The 18154-nt window shown below is 66.8% G+C and carries 14 protein-coding genes; 7 read left to right on the forward strand and 7 right to left on the reverse strand.

Features of this window, described 5'->3' with window-relative positions; translation table 11 throughout:
- Positions 1-123 precede the first annotated feature (123 nt).
- Both AC1DX2_RS08410 and AC1DX2_RS08415 read right to left on the reverse strand, forming a co-directional pair.
- Positions 124-3372 carry an efflux RND transporter permease subunit gene (locus tag AC1DX2_RS08410; protein WP_477195882.1) on the reverse strand — a complete coding sequence of 1083 codons (3249 nt, stop codon included), beginning with the start codon at positions 3370-3372 and terminating at the stop codon, positions 124-126.
- A 10-nt stretch (positions 3373-3382) separates the two neighbouring features.
- Positions 3383-4573 (reverse strand): efflux RND transporter periplasmic adaptor subunit, encoded by a 1191-nt coding sequence (locus AC1DX2_RS08415; RefSeq protein ID WP_477195883.1) that lies wholly within the window; start codon positions 4571-4573, stop codon positions 3383-3385.
- A gap of 193 nt (positions 4574-4766) precedes the next feature.
- Here AC1DX2_RS08415 and hpnC point away from each other — a divergent pair, with 193 nt between their 5' ends.
- The 6 genes from hpnC (at position 4767) to AC1DX2_RS08445 (ending at position 10557) form a co-directional block, all read left to right on the forward strand.
- Positions 4767-5612, forward strand: a complete 846-nt coding sequence (gene hpnC, locus AC1DX2_RS08420) for a squalene synthase HpnC (RefSeq protein WP_477195884.1) — start codon at positions 4767-4769, stop codon at positions 5610-5612.
- An 82-nt stretch (positions 5613-5694) separates the two neighbouring features.
- The gene (locus AC1DX2_RS08425; protein WP_477195885.1) at positions 5695-6519 is read left to right on the forward strand and encodes a hypothetical protein; all 825 of its coding nucleotides are present in this window, start codon (positions 5695-5697) and stop codon (positions 6517-6519) included.
- Positions 6520-6628: 109 nt separating this feature from the next.
- Positions 6629-7411 carry a hypothetical protein gene (locus AC1DX2_RS08430; protein ID WP_477195886.1) on the forward strand — a complete coding sequence of 261 codons (783 nt, stop codon included), beginning with the start codon at positions 6629-6631 and terminating at the stop codon, positions 7409-7411.
- A 51-nt stretch (positions 7412-7462) separates the two neighbouring features.
- Positions 7463-8302: a presqualene diphosphate synthase HpnD gene (gene hpnD, locus AC1DX2_RS08435; protein ID WP_477195887.1), complete on the forward strand. Its 840-nt coding sequence runs from the start codon at positions 7463-7465 to the stop codon at positions 8300-8302.
- A 1-nt stretch (position 8303) separates the two neighbouring features.
- Positions 8304-9611 carry a hydroxysqualene dehydroxylase HpnE gene (hpnE, locus tag AC1DX2_RS08440; RefSeq protein ID WP_477195888.1) on the forward strand — a complete coding sequence of 436 codons (1308 nt, stop codon included), beginning with the start codon at positions 8304-8306 and terminating at the stop codon, positions 9609-9611.
- A 67-nt stretch (positions 9612-9678) separates the two neighbouring features.
- Positions 9679-10557: a crotonase/enoyl-CoA hydratase family protein gene (locus tag AC1DX2_RS08445; protein WP_477195889.1), complete on the forward strand. Its 879-nt coding sequence runs from the start codon at positions 9679-9681 to the stop codon at positions 10555-10557.
- Between the two features lie 86 nt (positions 10558-10643).
- Here AC1DX2_RS08445 and AC1DX2_RS08450 read toward each other — a convergent pair whose 3' ends face one another.
- The 3 genes from AC1DX2_RS08450 to AC1DX2_RS08460 all read right to left on the reverse strand — a co-directional run bounded on the left by AC1DX2_RS08450 (position 10644) and on the right by AC1DX2_RS08460 (position 13864).
- Positions 10644-11813, reverse strand: coding sequence for a tetratricopeptide repeat protein (locus AC1DX2_RS08450; RefSeq protein WP_477195890.1), 1170 nt, complete (start codon positions 11811-11813; stop codon positions 10644-10646).
- A gap of 126 nt (positions 11814-11939) precedes the next feature.
- Positions 11940-13106, reverse strand: coding sequence for a tetratricopeptide repeat protein (locus AC1DX2_RS08455; RefSeq protein WP_477195891.1), 1167 nt, complete (start codon positions 13104-13106; stop codon positions 11940-11942).
- A gap of 62 nt (positions 13107-13168) precedes the next feature.
- Positions 13169-13864 carry an HAD family hydrolase gene (locus AC1DX2_RS08460; RefSeq protein ID WP_477195892.1) on the reverse strand — a complete coding sequence of 232 codons (696 nt, stop codon included), beginning with the start codon at positions 13862-13864 and terminating at the stop codon, positions 13169-13171.
- Between the two features lie 16 nt (positions 13865-13880).
- Between AC1DX2_RS08460 and hemH the strand changes: the two genes are divergently transcribed.
- Positions 13881-14972: a ferrochelatase gene (hemH, locus tag AC1DX2_RS08465; protein WP_477195893.1), complete on the forward strand. Its 1092-nt coding sequence runs from the start codon at positions 13881-13883 to the stop codon at positions 14970-14972.
- Between the two features lie 45 nt (positions 14973-15017).
- On the opposite strand, the gene AC1DX2_RS08470 is transcribed toward hemH, so the two are convergent.
- Complete coding sequence (locus tag AC1DX2_RS08470; protein WP_477195894.1) at positions 15018-15884, reverse strand: alpha/beta fold hydrolase; 867 nt, start codon at positions 15882-15884, stop codon at positions 15018-15020.
- Between the two features lie 25 nt (positions 15885-15909).
- Positions 15910-18120, reverse strand: a complete 2211-nt coding sequence (locus AC1DX2_RS08475) for a 3-hydroxybutyrate oligomer hydrolase family protein (protein ID WP_477195895.1) — start codon at positions 18118-18120, stop codon at positions 15910-15912.
- Positions 18121-18154: the final 34 nt, after the last annotated feature.

Consider the following 18154-nt stretch of genomic DNA (forward strand, 5'->3'; position numbering starts at 1 on the left):
GCCCGGGTCCGTAAATTCAGCTCGCGCCAGATGTGTCCGGTTGGCGAGCGCACAAATGAAGAAGCCCCGGGGCAAGACCGGGGCTTCGACAGGCTCAGCCTGGACGGGCCAGGAGGATTGGCGCTAGACAGTATCCCGCTTGACGCCAAACCAGGCCGCGTACATGGCAGGCAGGGCCAGCAGCGTCAACACCGTGGCGACAACCAAGCCGCCCATGATGGCCACCGCCATCGGGCCCCAGAACACCGAGCGCGACAGCGGGATCATCGCCAGCACGGCGGCGGCGGCCGTCAGCACGATGGGGCGCAGGCGGCGCACGGCGGACTCGACAATGGCGTCCCAGGCGCCGACGCCAGCGGCACGGTCCTGCTCGATCTGGTCGATCAGGATCACCGAGTTGCGCTGGATCATGCCCATCAACGCGATCACGCCCAGCAAGGCGACGAAGCCAAAGGGCCGGCCCAGCAGCAGCAAGGCACCTGCCACACCGGCAATGCCCAGCGGCCCGGTCAGGAACACCAGCATGGCACGGCTGAAACTGTGCAATTGCAGCATCAGCAGCGTGAAGGTGACAAACAGCATCAACGGCACACCCGCTGCGATGGAGGCCGAGCCCTTGCTGCTTTCCTCCACGGCGCCGGCCACTTCGATGCGATAGGCGGTCAGGCCCTTGGCTTTCCAGCCCGCTTCCAGCTTTTTCAGGCCGGGCAACATTTCGTTGGTGACGGTGGCGCCCTGCAGGCCTTCCACAATATCGCCCTGCACGGTGATGGCGTAGTCGCGGTTTTCTCGCCACATCACGCCCGGTTCCCAGGCGAACACCGGCTTGGCGATCTGCGTCAGCGGGATGGCGCGGCCGCTCGCGGTGGGCAGGTAGGCGTTGCCGATGTCGGTGATGGCATTGCGCTCCTCCAGCGGCTGGCGCAGCACGATGGCAATCAGCTTGTCGCCGTCGCGGTACTGGCCCACCGTGGTGCCCCCCAGGATGGTGGCCGAGGCCTGGGCGATGGACTGGCTGGTGACACCCAGCGCGCGCGCCTTGGCCTGATCCACCTCCAGCCGTATCACCTTGACGAACTCGTTCCAGTTGTCATTAACGCCGCGCATGTTGGTATTGGCGCGCAGCGCGGCCTTCACCTCATCAGCGCGTTCGCGCAGCACCGAAGGATCTGGCCCCACCACGCGGAACTGCACCGGGTAGGCCACCGGCGGCCCATTGGGCAGCAGCTTGACACGCGCGCGCACCTCGGGGAATTCCGACGCCATGATGGCCGGCAGCTTCACGCGCAGGCTTTCACGCACCTTCAGGTCCTTGGGCAAGACGATGAGTTGCGACACATTGGACTGTGGGAACACCACGTCCAGCGGCAGGTAGAAGCGTGGCACGCCCGAACCCACCCAGGTGCTGACGCTGCTGACCCCCGCCTCGGCCATCATGCGCTTTTCCACCCGCTTGGTGACCTCTTCGTTGGCGACGATGGAGGTGCCTTCGGGAAACCAGATGTCCATCATGATTTCCGGCCGGCTGGAGTCCGGGAAGAACTGCTGCTGCACCTTGCCCATGCCAAGGATGCCCAGCACGAAGATCAGGATGGTGATGCCAATGGTCAGCCAGCGAAAGTGCACGCACCAGTTCACCAGGCGGCGGAACACGTTGTAGAACGGCGAATCAAAACTCTCGTGCGGCGCCTCTGCCTTCTTGCCGTGTGACGCCACGCTGACGCGCACCGTCTTCTCGAAGTTGTCGGCCGACAACTGCTCGGCCGGCTTGGCGCCGGCCGCCACCGCCACCGCGGCGGCCTCGGCTTTCTTCTGATGTTGCGGCGTTTGCAGCAGGATGGTGCCCAGATAGGGCACGAAGTACACCGAGACGAACCAACTCAGCACCAGCGCCAGCACAGTGACGGCAAAGATGGCGAAGGTGTACTCACCCGTGACCGAGCGGGCGATGCCGATCGGCAGGAAGCCGGTGGCGGTGATCAGCGTGCCCGTCAGCATGGGCATGGCGGTGATCTCATACGCGAAGGTGGCGGCGCGCACCTTGTCGTAGCCCTCCTCCATCTTGCGCACCATCATTTCCACCGCGATGATGGCGTCGTCCACCAGCAGGCCCAGCGCAATGATCAGCGAGCCCAGCGATATCTTGTGCAGGCCTATGCCCCAGTAATACATGCCCAGGAAGGTGACAGCCAGCACCAGCGGAATGGTGATCCCCACCACCAGGCCGGGGCGGATGTCGATGTAGTAGCGCTTGTACCAGGGCAGTTTGCCCTGGCGCGCGTGGAAACCCAGCGCAATGAAGCTGACCGCCAGCACGATGACGATGGCCTCGATCAGCACGTGCACGAACTCGTTGACAGAGTTGCTCACATTGCTCGGCTGGTCCTGCAACTGCACCAGCTTGATGCCGGCGGGCAGCTTGGCCTCGATGTTGGCGGTGGCCAGCTTGAGCGCCTTGCCCAGCGCGATGATGTCACCGCCCTTGGCCATGGAGACGCCCAGGGCGATGACCTGCTTGCCCTGGTAGCGCACCTTGACCGCGGGCGGGTCCACGTAGCCGCGCACGATGTTGGCGATATCGCCCAACTTGATCTGGTTGCCGGTGCTGCCGCGTATGGGCATGGCGCGCAACTGCTCCACGGTGTCGAACTGGCCCATCACCCGCACCTGCAGCGTGTCCAGCGGCGTTTGTATGGTACCGGCGCCCTCGATGGCGTTCTGCTGGGCCAACTGGCTCAGCACCTGGCTCATGTCAAGGCCCAGCTGCGAAAGGCGCTTTTGCGAGATCTCGATGTAGAGCTTCTCGTCCTGCACGCCAAACAGGTCCACCTTGTTGACGTCCGCCACGCGCAACAACTGTTGGCGCACGTCGTCGGCAAAATCCTTGACCTCGGCATTGGTGAAGCCGTCAGCCTCCAGCGCGTAGATGGTGCCAAACACATCGCCGAAATCGTCATTGAAGAACGGCCCCAGCACGCCCGGTGGCAGCGTGTAGCGCATGTCGCCTATCTTCTTGCGCGCGGTGTACCAGATGCCGGGCACGTCGCCAGGGCGCGAGTTGTCCTTCAGCTGAAAGATCACCAGGGACTCGCCAGGCTTGGAATAGCTGCGGATCTTGTCGGCGTAGGGCACTTCCTGGAGGGTGCGCTCTATCTTGTCGGCCACCTGCTCGGCCATCTGCTGTGCCGTGGCACCGGGCCAGAAGGACTGCACCACCATCACGCGAAAGGCAAACGGCGGGTCTTCGTCCTGGCCGAGCTGGAAGTAGGCCACCATGCCCAGCACCATCAGCACCACCATCAGGTAGCGCGTCAGCGCCGAATGCTCGAGCGCCCACTTGGAGAGGTTGAAGCTCTGTTTGGGTTGGATCATCATCGCCGCCTTATTGGGCTGCCGAGGCAGGGCGGGATGGCGCGGCGGGCGCGGCCGGTTCGGCGGGCGCTGTGGGCGCAGTCGGTATCGCCACCGGTGCGGTCTGCACTGCAGCGGAAGCCTTCTCCTTGAAAATCGTCACCTTCTGGCCAGGCTGCAGCACGTGCACGCCGGCTGCCACCACCAGCATGCCGGGCGTCAGGCCACCGGAGACCACCACCTCATTGCCGTCGGCAGTGGCAATCTGCACCGGCTGCGATTTGAGCGTCAACGTGGTGGGGTCCACCACCCAGACGGCGGAGGTCTTGCCGTCCTGCTTGAAGGCGGTGGTGGGCAGCTTCATCACCTGCATGCCGCTGCGCGCGAAGGCCGCCGGGTAGATGGTGACCGTGGTGCCCAGCGCCGGCGGCTCCTTGATATCCAGCGCCACCTTGATCTGGAAGGTGCGCGTCACCGGGTCGGCACTGGCCGCCACCTCGCGCACCGTGCCTTTGATCATGTCCTTGCCGGCCCAGACGCGCACGTCCACGCTGGAGCCGGCCTTGATGGCGGCCAGCTTGTCTTCGGGCACCGAGAACACGACATCACGCGGCCCGTCCTGGGCGATGCGGAACACCGGCGTGCCGGCGGCCACCACCTGACCCGGCTCTGCCGAAACATTGGTGATGACGCCCGACACATCAGCCACCAGGTTGGTGTAGCCAGCCTGGTTGCGCTGCGAGGCCAATTGCGACTGCGCCTGCTCCAGCTGCGACTGGGCCGCGTCCAGCGCGGCCTGGCGGCGCTCCACCTCGGCACCGGCGATGAAGTTCTTCTCCAGCAGTTCCTTGTAGCGCTTCAGGTCGGCGGCGGCCAGGTTGCGGTTGGTGGCAGCGGCGGCGACAGCGGAGCGCGCTGCTTCAGCGGCCAGCCGGTAGTCCTGCGGATCCAGGCTGGCCAGCACCTGGCCGGCCTTCACGCGCTGACCCGCCTCCACATTGCGCTGGGTGATCTTGCCGGCGACGCGAAAGCCAAGCTGCGATTCGACGCGGGCACGCACCTCGCCCGCAAACTCGGCGCCGGACTGGAAATTGTCCACGCTGACGGTGATGACCTTGACAGCCCGCACCGGCTCTTCGGTGGGTGCGGGCTTGGAGCAAGCCGCCAGCAGCACGCCAGCGGCCAGGCAAACGGCCCCTGCGCGAAAGAATGTGTTGTGCATGGTAGACGTGGCCAATCTGACGTTGGTTGGAAACTGGTTAATGACCGGACGGTTAGTAATTCTGTATATTTACCGCCCGCCTGTCAAGCAGCCCAGGCGAGTCTGCGATCCTACCGCCAAGTGGTGCTTTCACGAAATGCAAAGCGGATGGGTGGTCGCGATCTGCTGCGGCGGTGCCCGCTAACATCGCCGAATGCCCGTACACGTACCGCCGGTTGAGCACTACGAAAATTTCCCCGTGGCGTCCGTGCTTTGCCCGCCGCGCCTGCGTCCACCCATTGCCGCCATTTACCACTTCGCCCGCACGGCGGACGATATCGCCGACGAAGGCGATGCCCCTGCCGAACAGCGCTTGCACGATCTGGCCACCTACCAGGCCGACCTGATGGCCACCGCCACCGGCCAGCCGCACAGTGGGCGCTGGCCACAGGTGTTCACGCCGCTGGGCGCCATGCTGCGCCAGTTTCAGCTGCCGGTGCCCCTGCTGGCCGACCTGCTCGACGCTTTCGCGCAAGACGTGCGCAAGACGCGCGACCAGGCCGGCTACGCCGACCGCGCCGAACTGCTGGACTACTGCCGCCGCTCGGCCAACCCGATAGGCCGGCTGCTGCTGCACCTGTATGGTGTGAACGATGCCACCGCGCTGCAACGCAGTGACCAGATCTGCAGCGCGCTGCAGTTGATCAACTTCTGGCAGGACCTGAGCGTGGACATCCCACGCGGGCGATATTACGTGCCACAAAGCGCCTTGCAAGCGCATGGCGTGCCGCGTGAAAACCTGCTGGCGCGTCGCATTACCCCAGCCACCACGGCGCTGGTGGCCGACCTCGTGGCCGAAGCGCGCGACATGATGCTGCAAGGCGCGCCGCTGGTGCACCAGATACCCGGCCGCATGGGGTGGGAACTGCGGCTGGTGGTGCAAGGCGGCTTGCGCATTCTGGACAAGGTGGCGGCGATGGGCTTTGCCACGCTCAATACCCGGCCCAGGCTGACGACCTGGGATGTGCCGGTCGTGCTGTGGCGCGCGCTGTGGATGTGACCGGCGACACACGCGCCGCGCCGCAGGCGCCCTAACATCCCTTCAGGCGCGCGCAACGACTGCGCGCCAGGGAGCAGACACAATGCAACAAACAGGCGCCGGCGCTCTGCTGGCTTTTCTCGCGCTGCCGGCATTCCTGTGCGCCGGTTGCGGTGGCGGCAGTCGCGCCACGGAACCTGCGTTTGCGCCGATTGAGTCTCTTCTTGCGCAGCAGGCCGCACGCACCTCCCCAGCCATGCGCGTGCAGTTGCGCAACCCGGTGCCGAGCGCGGCGGCCGTCAGCAATGAGGTGCTGCTGAACTGGGCCGAAAGCACGGTGCCAGACGTGTTCAGCGGCCATTCATCCACACTGCCAGGCACCTGGAATGGCGCCAACTTGGTCTACCGCCACTACCCGAAAACCGACAGCTATCTGTTGATCATGGACAACGGCACCACCGCCCTGCTACAGCCCAGCCAGCGCAGCCAGGCTTGGTACCTGGGCTCAGCGGGCCAGTTTTTCTGCCAATTGACCGACAAGGTGTTTTGCCGGCCCACAACGCCGTTCTTCCAGCCCAGCATGTCAGGCTATTGGCCTGCCGGCACGTATGTGGCGCGCAACCAGGCTGAATGGGAACAGGTCTGGACCGCCCTTAAACCAGCCTCTTGGAACGCGCTGGCCTCACCTACGCCGCCCACGTTCAATTTCAGCCGCTTCATGGTCTTGGGCGTCTCACTGGGCGAGGGCACGGACTGCGGGGCCTTCAACATCCTGCGCGTGATCGAAGAGGACCAGGCACTGCGGGTGGAACATGGTTTCTGGTACCAGCCCGACCGGTCCTGCGCTGCCATCATCTCGCCCATCCTCCGCTTCGTGGCGGTGCCGCGGTCCGACAAGCCGGTGTATTTCGTCGCCGTGAACATGTAGGGCCATGGCTGTGCTTGCGCATGTGACCAGCAGCACAAGCACGGCGGCCAATAGGCCGTAGCATTCAGTACAGGCGCAATGGTCGATGTCGCGCCGGGGAGAATTCACCATGAAACTGGCCCTTGCCATCCTGCCCACCATCGCGCTGTGCACCGCTTGCGGTGGCGGTGGCGATGGCGCTTCCACTGGCAATACCAACACCCCGGCTGCCGTGCAGCGGCAGGCTTTGCAAGCCACCGCCCCCCTCAGCCAGGCGGTGGCGCCTGCGCCCAGCCTGGCCACGGTCAGCGCGAACCAGGTGATGGACTGGGCCGAGGCGCACATGGCGGATCTGTTTCCAGGCCACGTCAGCACGACGCCTTCCAATGGCTTCGTTTTCCGCTACTACCCCGCCAGCGGCAATTTCATTGCCGTCTCGGATGACGGCACCGTGGGTGCGCTGCTGCCCAAGCAGAGCGCCAAGTTGGTCTCGGTGGGCACACTGGCCGGCCTGGGCTGCACCGTCAATCCGGCGCTGACCTGCACGCCCTTCACCCCCCTGGTCGATGGCATGTCGGGGGACTGGCCCATCAGCAACTACGTGGTGCGCACGGAGCAGGAATGGGCCCAGGCCTGGGCATCTCACCGCAGCCAGCAGTTGCCCGAGCCGCAGCGGCCCACCATCGACTTCACGCGCTACATGCTGCTGGGCATCTCCCAGGGTTGGGGAGGCGCCTGTGACAATTTTGGCATCAAGCGGTTGATCGATCAGAAGGATGCGCTGCGCGTGGAGTACATCGACCTGCCCCCGCCGCCCTACATGGCCTGCGTGGCCATGGCCGTGCCCAAGATCAGTTTCGTGCTGGTGGCCCGCAGCGACAAACCGGTGGTTTTTGTGTTGGTCAACGGCTGACCGCCGAACAACGGCAGAAGGAGTGCCGCCAGTGGTGTAACAATCCTGCCCATGACACCCGAGCAGTATGTACAGCAGAAAGCCGCCGCCTCGGGAAGCAGCTTTTACTACGCCTTTTTGTTCCTGCCCAAGCCCCGGCGGGCAGCCATCACCGCCTTTTATGCCTTCTGCCGCGAGGTGGACGATGTGGTGGACGAAATGGTGGACCCCAGCGTGGCGCAGACCAAGCTGGCGTGGTGGCAGGGCGAGGTGGGCAAAGCCTATGCCGGCCAGCCCAGCCACCCGGTGATGCGCGCGCTGATGCCGCTGGCCGCCGATTTCGGCATCGAACAGCGCCACCTGCTGGCGGTGATAGAAGGCTGCCAGATGGACCTGGAGCAGACCCGTTACCTGGACTTCCACGCCCTGCAGCGCTACTGCCACCTGGTGGCCGGTGTGGTGGGCGAGGTGGCGGCCAATATCTTTGGCCAGCGCAACCCGCAGACCACACAGTACGCCCACAAGCTGGGCCTGGCGCTGCAGCTGACCAACATCATCCGCGACGTCGGCGAGGACGCGCTGCGCGGGCGCATCTACCTGCCCGTCAACGAGCTGCAGCAGTTCGACGTCAAGGCCCATGAGATCCTCAAGCGCACCTACTCCGACCGCTTCACCGCGTTGATGCGCTTCCAGGCCCAGCGCGCGCAGGCGTTGTACGACGAGGCCTTCGCGCTGCTGCCCCCGGAAGACCGGCGGGCCCAAAAGCCCGGGCTGATGATGGCCAGCATCTACCGCACGCTGCTGGGCGAGATCACGCGTGACGACTTCCAGGTGCTGCACCAGCGCACCAGCCTGACGCCGCTGCGCAAGCTGTGGCTGGCCTGGCGGGTGCAGGCGCTGGGCAAAGTTTGACGTGACTGCTGCCGGCCCGAAGCGCATCGCAGTCATAGGCGCCGGCTGGGGCGGCCTGGCTGCTGCCGTGCGGCTGCAGGAACAAGGCCATGCCGTCACGCTGTGGGAAGGCGCGCGCCAGTTGGGCGGCCGCGCCCGCGCACTCACGGTAGACCTGCCCGACGGCACGCCGGTGACGCTGGACAATGGCCAGCACATCCTGATAGGGGCCTACACCGAGACGCTGGCGCTGATGCACCGGCTGGGCCTGGTGCCGCAAGACCTGCTGTTGCGCCTGCCGTTGCGCCTGCAGTTCCCGGACGGCCAGGGTCTGGCGCTGCCGCGCTGGCCCACGCCGCTGGATGCACTGGCCGGCATTGCCCGTGCGCGCGGCTGGCGGCTGGGCGACAAGCTGGCGCTGGTGCGCGCCGCGCTGGGCTGGCAGCTGGCCGGCTTTCGTTGCGACAGCACCACCTCGGTGGCCCAGCTGTGCCAGCGCCTGACACCCCGGGTGATGCAAGAGCTGATAGAGCCGTTGTGCGTGTCGGCGCTGAACACGCCGGCGCCTCAGGCCAGCGGCCAGGTGTTCCTGCGGGTACTGAAAGACGCCTTGTTCGGCATGCAAGGCGGCTCCAACCTGCTGCTGCCCAAGGTCGACCTGGGGGCCCTGATGCCCGAGGCGGCCGCACGCTGGCTGCAACAGCACGGTGGCCAGCTGCGGCTGGGGGCGCGGGTCACCCGGCTGGAGGCGGTGGCCGGTGGCTGGCAACTCAATGGTGACAGCGCGGCCGGCTTCGATGCGGTGGTGCTGGCCACCTCGAGCACCGATGCGCTGCACCTCTTGGAAGGCACCCAGGCCACGGCTCCAGAAAAACTGGGCCAGTCGATTGCCAGCTGGTGCCAGACCACCCGTGCGCTGCACTTCGAAGCCATCACCACCGTTTACGCCTACGCGGCCGGCGCGCGGCTGGCCCAGCCCATGCTGGCGCTGCGCGCCACCACATCCCTGCCTGCCCAGTTCGTGTTCGACCGTGGCCAATTGGACAGCGCCGCCGGGGTGCTGGCCTTCGTGGTCAGCGCCAGCCAGGACGAGCGCGCCGCCTTGCAGGACGCCGTGGTGGCCCAGGCCCAGGTCCAGCTGGGTCTGGCCGTGAAGCCGCTGCAAACGGTGGTGGACAAGCGCGCCACCTTCGCCTGCACGCCGGGCCTGATGCGCCCACCCACCCGCGTTGCTCCCGGCCTGCAGGCCTGTGGCGACTATGTGGACGGCCCCTACCCCGCCACGCTGGAAGGCGCGGTGCGCAGCGCAGGGCAACTGGCGCCCGCGTGACTGACGCGCCGCGCGGCGGCGGCGACACTGGGGCGGCGAACGACACACCCCTTTCACGGAGACCCTTGTGAACGACTTTCAGACCCTGCTGTATGCGGTGGAGGACGGCATTGCCACCATCACGCTGAACCGCCCTGACCAGATGAACACCTTCAACGCGCGCATGCGCGACGAGCTGATCGCCGCCTTCGACGCCAGCGACGCCGACGACGCGGTGCGCGCCGTCATCGTCACCGGTGCGGGGCGGGCTTTTTGCGCCGGCGCCGACCTGTCGTCCGGCGGCCAGACTTTCGACTACAAGGCCCAGCAGTCGGCCGCGCGCGAAGAGCACAAGGTGGGCGACGTGTACCGCGACGGCGGCGGCATGGTGACGTTGCGCATCTACCAGAGCCTGAAGCCCGTGATCGGCGCCATCAACGGCGCCGCGGTGGGCATTGGCATGACCATGCAGTTGCCGATGGACATGCGGCTGGCGTCCACGGGTGCGCGCTTTGGCTTCGTGTTCGCGCGCCGGGGCATCACGCCCGAGGCGGCGTCCACCTGGTTCCTGCCCAAGCTGGTGGGCATGCAGACGGCGCTGGAATGGTGCTTCACCGGCCGTGTGTTCAACGCCGAGGAAGCCCTGCAGCGCGGCCTGGTGCGCTCGCTGCATGCGCCTGAAGACCTGCTGCCGGCAGCGCGCGCACTGGCACGCGAGATTGCCGACAACGCCGCACCGGTGTCGGTGGCCCTGACGCGCCAGATGCTGTGGCGCATGGCTGGCCAACCCCACCCCATGGACGCACACCGTGTGGACAGCCGGGCCATCCAGTCGCGCGGCCAGTCGGCCGACGCCCGCGAGGGCATTGCGGCCTTTTTTGAAAAACGCCCGCCGCACTATCCCAACACGGTGTCCGGCGACATGCCGGATTTTTACCCCTGGTGGGACGAGCCGGCGTTCAAATAGTCGGTTTTGCTGCCGGGCCGTACCAAGGTAATTGGCCTCTGGTCATCGGCCTGTCCAGGACGGACACGCAGTGTCGGACCTGGGGGTTATAACTTGCCGGCCGAGATGCGCGACAGCTTGTTGGTCAGCGCCGGCAGGTAGGGGTCGGTGCGGTTCAACTCACTCAGCGCCGCCAACTGGCTCTGCGCCTGGGCTTGCTTGCCCACGCGCGAGTAGGCCACCGCCAAGTTGCGATGGATTTCGACAAAGCCGGTGGCCAGTTTCTGCGCCTGCTCCAGCGAGGACACCGCGCGCGCGTACTCGCCCTTTTTCAGCTGGTCGATACCCAGGCCAATCCAGTAGTACGGGTCTTTCTCCTGCCGCGCCACCAGTTGCTCGTGGTATTTCGCCGCCTCTTCCAGCCGCCCCTGCTGCACCAGCATGCGGTGCAGCGCGCGCAGCGGCGGGCTGCTGTCCGGGGCGACGCCGACGGCATGGCGCAGCAACTGCTCGGCTTCCGTGTCCAGGCCCTTGCGTTGGTACAACAGGGCCATGTTGCTGAACGCCGCCGCATAGCCGGGGTCGGTCTGGATGGCGGCCTTGAAATGGGCATAGGCCTGCGGGAACTGGCTGCGCGCCAGGTGGTCCACCGCGATGTTGTTGTAGTAGCGGGCCAGCACCTCGTCGTCCGTCAAGGCCTGGCCCAGGCGGGCGACCGCCAACTGCGGCTCGAAGTCGATGATGGTGCCCGGCCGCAGGAAGGTGGAGGTGTAGACCCCCTCTGGCGTCAGCTCGCGGATGAACACGTTGACGTGACCATTCAGGTAATCCAGCGCGCCCCGGCGGTCCACCATGACCGGCACCTGCACCTCTTGCATCTGTGCCGGCAGATCCAGTTCACGGGCGATGGCATAGGCCAGCACGGTCAGCGACAGGCAGTCGCCGCGTTTGTGCAGCCAGGTTTCGGCGGCTGTGCTGGTCTCGCCGGCGCCGTAGGAGAAGGTGCGGGTGACGGGGTCGAACAGCAAGTCCGTCAGGTGCGCCATGCGCCGGCTGGTGGTGCCCTTTTGCGTGGCCGGGTTGCGCAGATCGGCCAGCAGCGCCGGTGGCAACGCGAACAAGCGTTGCTTGTCCACCGTGACCAGCTTGGCGTCATAGTCAAACGCCTGGTCACGCCACAGGCTGACAGGCTGCGCTTTCTGCTGCGGCAAGGGCGCGCAGGCGGTCAACAAGGCCAGCATCAGGCTGGCCACCAACGAGTGTGTGATGTAACGCATAAAACAACCCCAAGCACCGTCAAGCGGGCGAACCGCTCAGGTTGCGCCCCGGCACATCACACAGTATCCGCCTGCCGCGTGGCCAGGTCAAACCCGGGGATATCCCGGGTCAAGCCATGTCCGCATTCAGGGCCGGTTTGCGTTGATGCGTGAAATCTTGCTGGCCAGTGGCAGCAGGTAAGGGTCGTTGCTGTTCAGCGCGGTCAGCAGCGCCAGCTGGCGCTGTGCCTGGGCCGGCCGGCCGTCGCGCGCGTAGGCCACCGCCAGGTAATGGTGCACTTCGGCGAAGCCCTGGGCCATGGTCTGGGCGCGTTCCAGCGCGGTGACGGCGCCGGCGTAGTCGGTGTGCTGCAGGCGGTCAAGGCCCAATCCAATCCAGTAGTACGGGTCCTTGTGCTGCCTGGCGCGCAGCGCCGGCTCCAACGCCGCCGCCTCGGCCTGCCGGCCCTGGCTCAGCAACAGGCGCTGCAAGCCGCGCACAGCGGTGCCGCCATCATCATGCAGGCTGGCCGCATGCCGCCAGGCACGCTCGGCCAGCGGGGCCAGATTCCGCTCCTGGTACAACAAAGCCAGGTTGCCGAAGGTGGCGGGGTAGGCCGGGTCGGCCAGCGCCGCGGCCTTGAAGTGGGCGTAGGCCTCTGGCCAGCGGGCGCGCGCCAGCAGGCTCACACCCAGGTTGTTGTAGAAGCGCGCCAGGATGGCCTCGTCGCTGAGCGCCCTGCCCTCGCGCGCCACACCGGCTTGCGGCTCGAAGTCGATCACCGCCCCGCGCGCCAGCAAGTCGGGGTTGATGCGGTCCGTGGCCGGTTGCCCGCGCACGAACACGTTCACGTGGCCGGCCAGGTAGTCCAGTTCGCCGCGCCGGTCGAACAGCGGCGGCACCGGCACCTCCTGCATCTGCGCCGGCAGCCGCAACTCGCGCGCCATGGCATAGGCCAGCACCGTCAGTGACAGGCAGTCGCCGCGCTTGCTGGCCCAGGTTTGCGCGGCCGGCGTGCTGGCGCCGCTGCCGTAGGCAAGCGGTTGGGCGGTGCCTTCGAACAGCAACGCCGCCAGATGGGCCATGCGCCGCTCCACGCTGCTGGCCTGCAAGGCAGGCGAGCGCAGATCGGCGAGCAAGGCGTCATCGAGCCGGAACAGGTCGGCTTTGCCCACGCTGACCGGCTGCGCGGCAAACGCCTCATCCTGCCACAGGGGCTCCGGCGGCCCCGCGCGTGGCACAGGCTGCGCGCAGGCCGCCAGCAGGCTGGCGAGGGTGATGGCGGCGGCGCCCGGCCATCGCATCGAAACCATGCTGCTCCCCTCCTTCTCGTTGGCATTGGGATTGCGCCAACCCATTGTGGCGGCAAACGCGCTCAGACGGCAAGCAGCCGGCACAAGCCGTGCAAATCGCCCACCGTGTGGTGCGGCCGCGCATCGTGCGGCCAACTGCGCGCATCGCGGTTGACCCATACCACCGGCATGGCGGCGTCGAGCGCGCCCAGCACGTCCAGCGCCGGGTCGTCGCCCACATGCAGCACCTGCTCGGGCTTCAGGCTCAACCGGTTGGCGGCAAGGTGAAAGATGCGCGGATCGGGCTTGGCAAAACCACACTCGCGCGCGCTGATGCTGTGGGCGAAGTAGGCACCCAGGCCCACCCGGTGCACGTCGGCATTGCCATTGGACAGCGCCAGGATGGGATACCGCGCGCTCAAGCGCGCCAGCGCATCCAGCACATCGGGAAACAGTTGCACGCGCATGCGGGCGGCAAAAAACACTTCGAAAGCCGCCTCGGCCAGCGCCGTGTCCTCGTCACTGCGTCGCAGCGCCTCGCGTATGGACTCGCGCCGCAGCGCGCTGAGGTCATGCCCGATGTCCGGCCGGCTGCGCACCACGTGTTCACGCAGCGCCAGGCGCTGGGCGCCATCTCTCAGCAGGGTGGCGGTGCGCGGCGCCTGGCCGGCCAGCCACTGCGCCAGCTCCTCCTCCGCCCGCAGGATGGTGGGGCCAATGGGCCACAGGGTGTCGTCCAGGTCCAGGCTGATGGCGCGTATGGCGGATACTTCAAACATACGACGAGAATACCCCATGACATTCCAAAAAGAGCCCACACTGCCACATGGCCAAGCTGGTCGAACCGCCGTGCTGTATTGCAACCTGGGCACGCCAGACGCGCCCACGCCTTCGGCCGTGCGACGCTACCTGGCCGAGTTCCTCAGCGACGCGCGGGTGGTGGAAATCCCCAAGGCGCTGTGGTGGCTGATATTGCACGGCATCATCCTGCGCGTGCGGCCCGCCAAGTCGGCCGCCAAATACGCCGCCATCTGGAGCAAGGAAGGCTCGCCGCTGAAGGTCTGGACCGAGAAACAGGCGCTGTTGCTGCACGGCTGGCTGGGCCAGCGCGGCCACCAGGTGATGGCTCGCCCCGCCATGCGCTATGGCAACCCGGCCATCGCCGCGCAGCTGTCCGAATTGAAAGCCCAGGGCGTGACCCGTGTGCTGGTGCTGCCGGCCTACCCACAATACTCTGGCACCACCACCGCCAGCGTGTTCGATGCCGTGTACGCCTGGGCCGCTCGCACCCGCCACGTGCCGGAACTGCGCTTCGTCAACCACTACCACGACCACCCTGGCTACATTGCCGCGCTGGCCCGGCGCATCACCGACTACTGGCAAACCCATGGCCGGCCGGACAAGCTGGTGATGAGCTTTCACGGTGTGCCGCAGCGCACGCTGGAGCTGGGCGACCCCTACCACTGCGAGTGCCACAAGACCGGCCGGCTGCTGGCCGAGGCACTGGGGCTGAAGCCGGCGCAGTATGCGGTGACCTTCCAGTCCCGTTTCGGCAAGGCCAAGTGGCTGCAGCCCTACACCCAGCCCACGCTGGAAGCGCTGGGCCGCGCCAAGACAGCGCGGGTGGACGTGGTGTGCCCCGGCTTCACCGCCGACTGCCTGGAGACGCTGGAAGAAATTGCGCTGGAGGGCAAGGCGGCCTTCCTGGCCGCTGGTGGCCAGGAATTCCACTACATCCCCTGCCTGAACGACAGCCCGGAATGGATTGGCGCGTTGCGCGACATCGCGGAGCAACACATGGCGGGTTGGGACACGCAAACCTCGTCCGACCAGGCGGCGCTGGCGCAGTCACGCGCAGCGGCCTTGACGATGGGGGCCAAGCAATAGCTGGCCACGGTGTGCTGCCGGCGCGTTCGGCCGGCACGGCAGCACTCAGTTGCAGCGGTCGATGAAGGCCGTCACCAGGTCCAGTTGTTCCGGCACATTCAGCGCCGGCGCATGGCCGCAGCCGGCGATCTCCACCACCTGGGTCAACCCCCTGGCACCGGGGCCGCGCGTCAGCATCTCGGCCGTGGTGTCGGGCAACAGCAGGTCGGAGTCGACACCGCGCAGGCACAGCACCGGCACATCCACGGCATCGTAGTGTTCCCAGATCAGGTAGTCGTCCGTGTGGTCGGTGAACTGACGCACCATGGCGGGGTCGTAATGCGGCGTCACACGGCCGTCCGCAAGACGGCGGGTGGAGGTTTCCGTCAGGCGCCGCCATTGGGCGTCGGACAACCAGCCATAGGGCTTGTAGATCTGTCGGAAGAAAGCTTCCAGCTCCTGCACGGTGGCAAAAGCCGGTGGGTTGCCGGCATAGGCGCGTATGCGCGCCAGCGCCGCTTCGGCCAGGCGCGGGCCGTTGTCATTCAGCAGCAGGCTCTTGATGCGTGCTTTCATGGCCGGCTGCAGCAGCCCGCCAGCGCAGACGGTGCCTATGGCCCCGCCCATGGAGGTGCCCACCCAATGGGCCTGCGAAATGCCCAATTGCCGGCACAGGTCGTCAGCCTGGCGTGCGTAGAACGCCAGGCAGTACTCGCTGAGCGGCTCCGGGCTCCACTGGCTCAGGCCCCGACCCACCGTGTCCGGGCAGATCACCCGGTAACGGCTGCTCAGGTGCTGGGCCAGCTCATCCATATCCCGCCCGGTGCGCGCCAGGCCGTGCCAGGCGATCACCGTGTCGGCATGCTCGGCGCCCCACTCCACATAGTGCAGCTCGCGGCCAGCGCAAGTCAGGTAATGTGAAGTGGGCGTCATGGCAGGCTCCGTCCGCGCAGCGCGTTCAGTTGGGCACGTTGAGGGAGGTGCCGCTGAACACGATCTGGTTGCCCGCCGCCGGACTGGCCACGATGGGCGGCACATTGGCCGCCGTGATGGCCGGCGCCGCACCCGGCACGCCGCCGCGCGGCGTGGCACGCACGACCTGGCTGGGCGGCAAGGCGGTGTTGCTCTTCAGCAGCGCAAACATCGCATCCATGGCGCGGTTGAAGTACACATGCAGCGGCACATAGCGGTTGTCGAACCCCGAGAACGAGTTGAAGCTGTCGAAGTGCTGGGCGTTCGTGACCTCGATGTACCTGGTCATGCCGGCCGCACCGTCCACCGCGTTGTTGCGGGCCACGAAGGCACGGGCGTTGTTGTTCACCGGCACCAGCGCATCGCTGCGGCCAGCGACCACGATGGTGGGCCGGTTGCGCAGCGTGCCGCTGAGTTGCACCTCGGCAATGCCGGCGCGCACCGCAGCGCTCTGGGCAGCGGTAGGCACACTGGTGGCCGTCAACGCGGCACCCGTCACAGTGTCCACGCCGGTCACCAGCGCACGCTGGCACAGCGCATTGTCCAGGCCGAAGTCCTGCACGCCGGTGGACGGCGAAACCGCGAACTGCCAGGCCTTGGCACCACCCACCGAGTCGTTGTAGACCACGGTGGCCGGCGTGCCGTTGGCGGTGCCGTTGGCCAGCGCGAAGCTGGCGGCCTTGGTGGTGGCCGCCACGGCCACCGGCGCGCCGGTGGCGTCCACTTGCGCAAAGCTGGTGTTGCACAGGTTGTCGGTGGCCGAGAAGCGGCCGTAGGCCATCGGGTACATCGCCGCCAGGATGGGTGCATTGCCCAACGCGTAGTGGGCGTTGTGCATCTGGTCGTTGTCCGGCGTCCAGCCGTAGTTGCGCAGCTTGTTCAGCGCATCGGCCGAACGTGCTGCGGTATCCGCGCCGCTGACCAGGCCCTTCGCGGCCAGCACATCGCAGCGCGCCGTGGCACGCGCGGTCAGGCCGGTGAGGCCGATGTAGTTGAAGACGGACACTTCCGTCATCGCCGCGCCGGCCGCCAGCGCGGCGCAGGGCTGGTACAGGTTGGAATAGGTGACGAAATCGGCCAGGCCCTTGCCGTAACCGCCCACCGGCACGCCGCCCAGTTGCACACCGTAGCCGGCGGTGGTGGTAAGTTGGGTGACGGGCTCTGCCGCCACCACGCCCTTGATGTAGCCCAGGCCGTCTTGCTGCGCCGCATGCAGCACCGCGGCACCGCCGTTGGACACCGAACCGGCGATGGTCTGCACGTTGGACTGGTTGAAGGGCGTGGGGTTGGCCGCGGTGCCGTAGCGGTCGTTCAGCACATACGTGGCGTAGGCGGCCGAGGCGATGGTGTCGGTGCCCCAGTCCTTCTCCGGGTTTTGCTGAGACTGGGCCTGTTTCACAGCCAGCCGGTTGGGAAACAGCGCGTTGTACGCGGTGCGCGCAGCGCTGGTGATGTTGGCAGCGAAATGGCTCAACGTGCCAGCGTCAGTCTGGCTGGCGCGGGTGCCATCGATCTTGTTGACGCTGTCATCCATCATGTCGTACAGGCCCACGCCCTTGCCGGCATCGGTCAGCGCCACGGCGCAGCCGTGCTTCAGGCCCCACTCGCCGGCGGAGGCGATGGCGCCATAGACGCCGCGCGAACCGGAGGACGGGCCCAGCACCAGGCAAGGCGCCGTGGTGCTGAAGCTGTCGGGGATCATCACCGCCATGGTGACGCGCTTGCGGCCCGTGCCGTCGTCCAGCACAGCCACGTATTCGCGACCGGGAATCAGGCCTTCGTTGGTGGTGGCGTTGTAATTGTTGTCCACATTGGGGCCGTACAGCACGCCGAAGCCGCCACCGGCGGAGGCATCCACCAGGCCACGGTAGTTCGAGTACAGCGCGTTGCGGCGCAGCTCCAGCGCGGTGGGCGCCAGCGGGTTCGCGTAGGCCGGCGCGGCAGCGGCACCCAGGCCCGTCTTGCCCAGGCCACCGGTCAGCAAGTCCTGCGTGGCGGCGGTGGTGCCGGCAGCGGGTGCCGTGGCCGAGTAGATGGAGACGCCCAGTTGGGTCACGCCACTGGGGATCACGTTGGCGGGCGGGGTCGGCGGCTGGGTTGGTGGGCTCGAAGAGCTGTCACTGCCGCAGGCGCTCAGCGCCGCGGCGGCCACCAGCGTCAGGGGTAACGCCATCTGGATGGTCAATCGGTCTTTCATGCTTGTCTCCTGGTTTTTTGGGAATAGGAATAGG

The sequence above is a fragment of the Hylemonella sp. P2_B10 genome, from assembly GCF_056404875.1.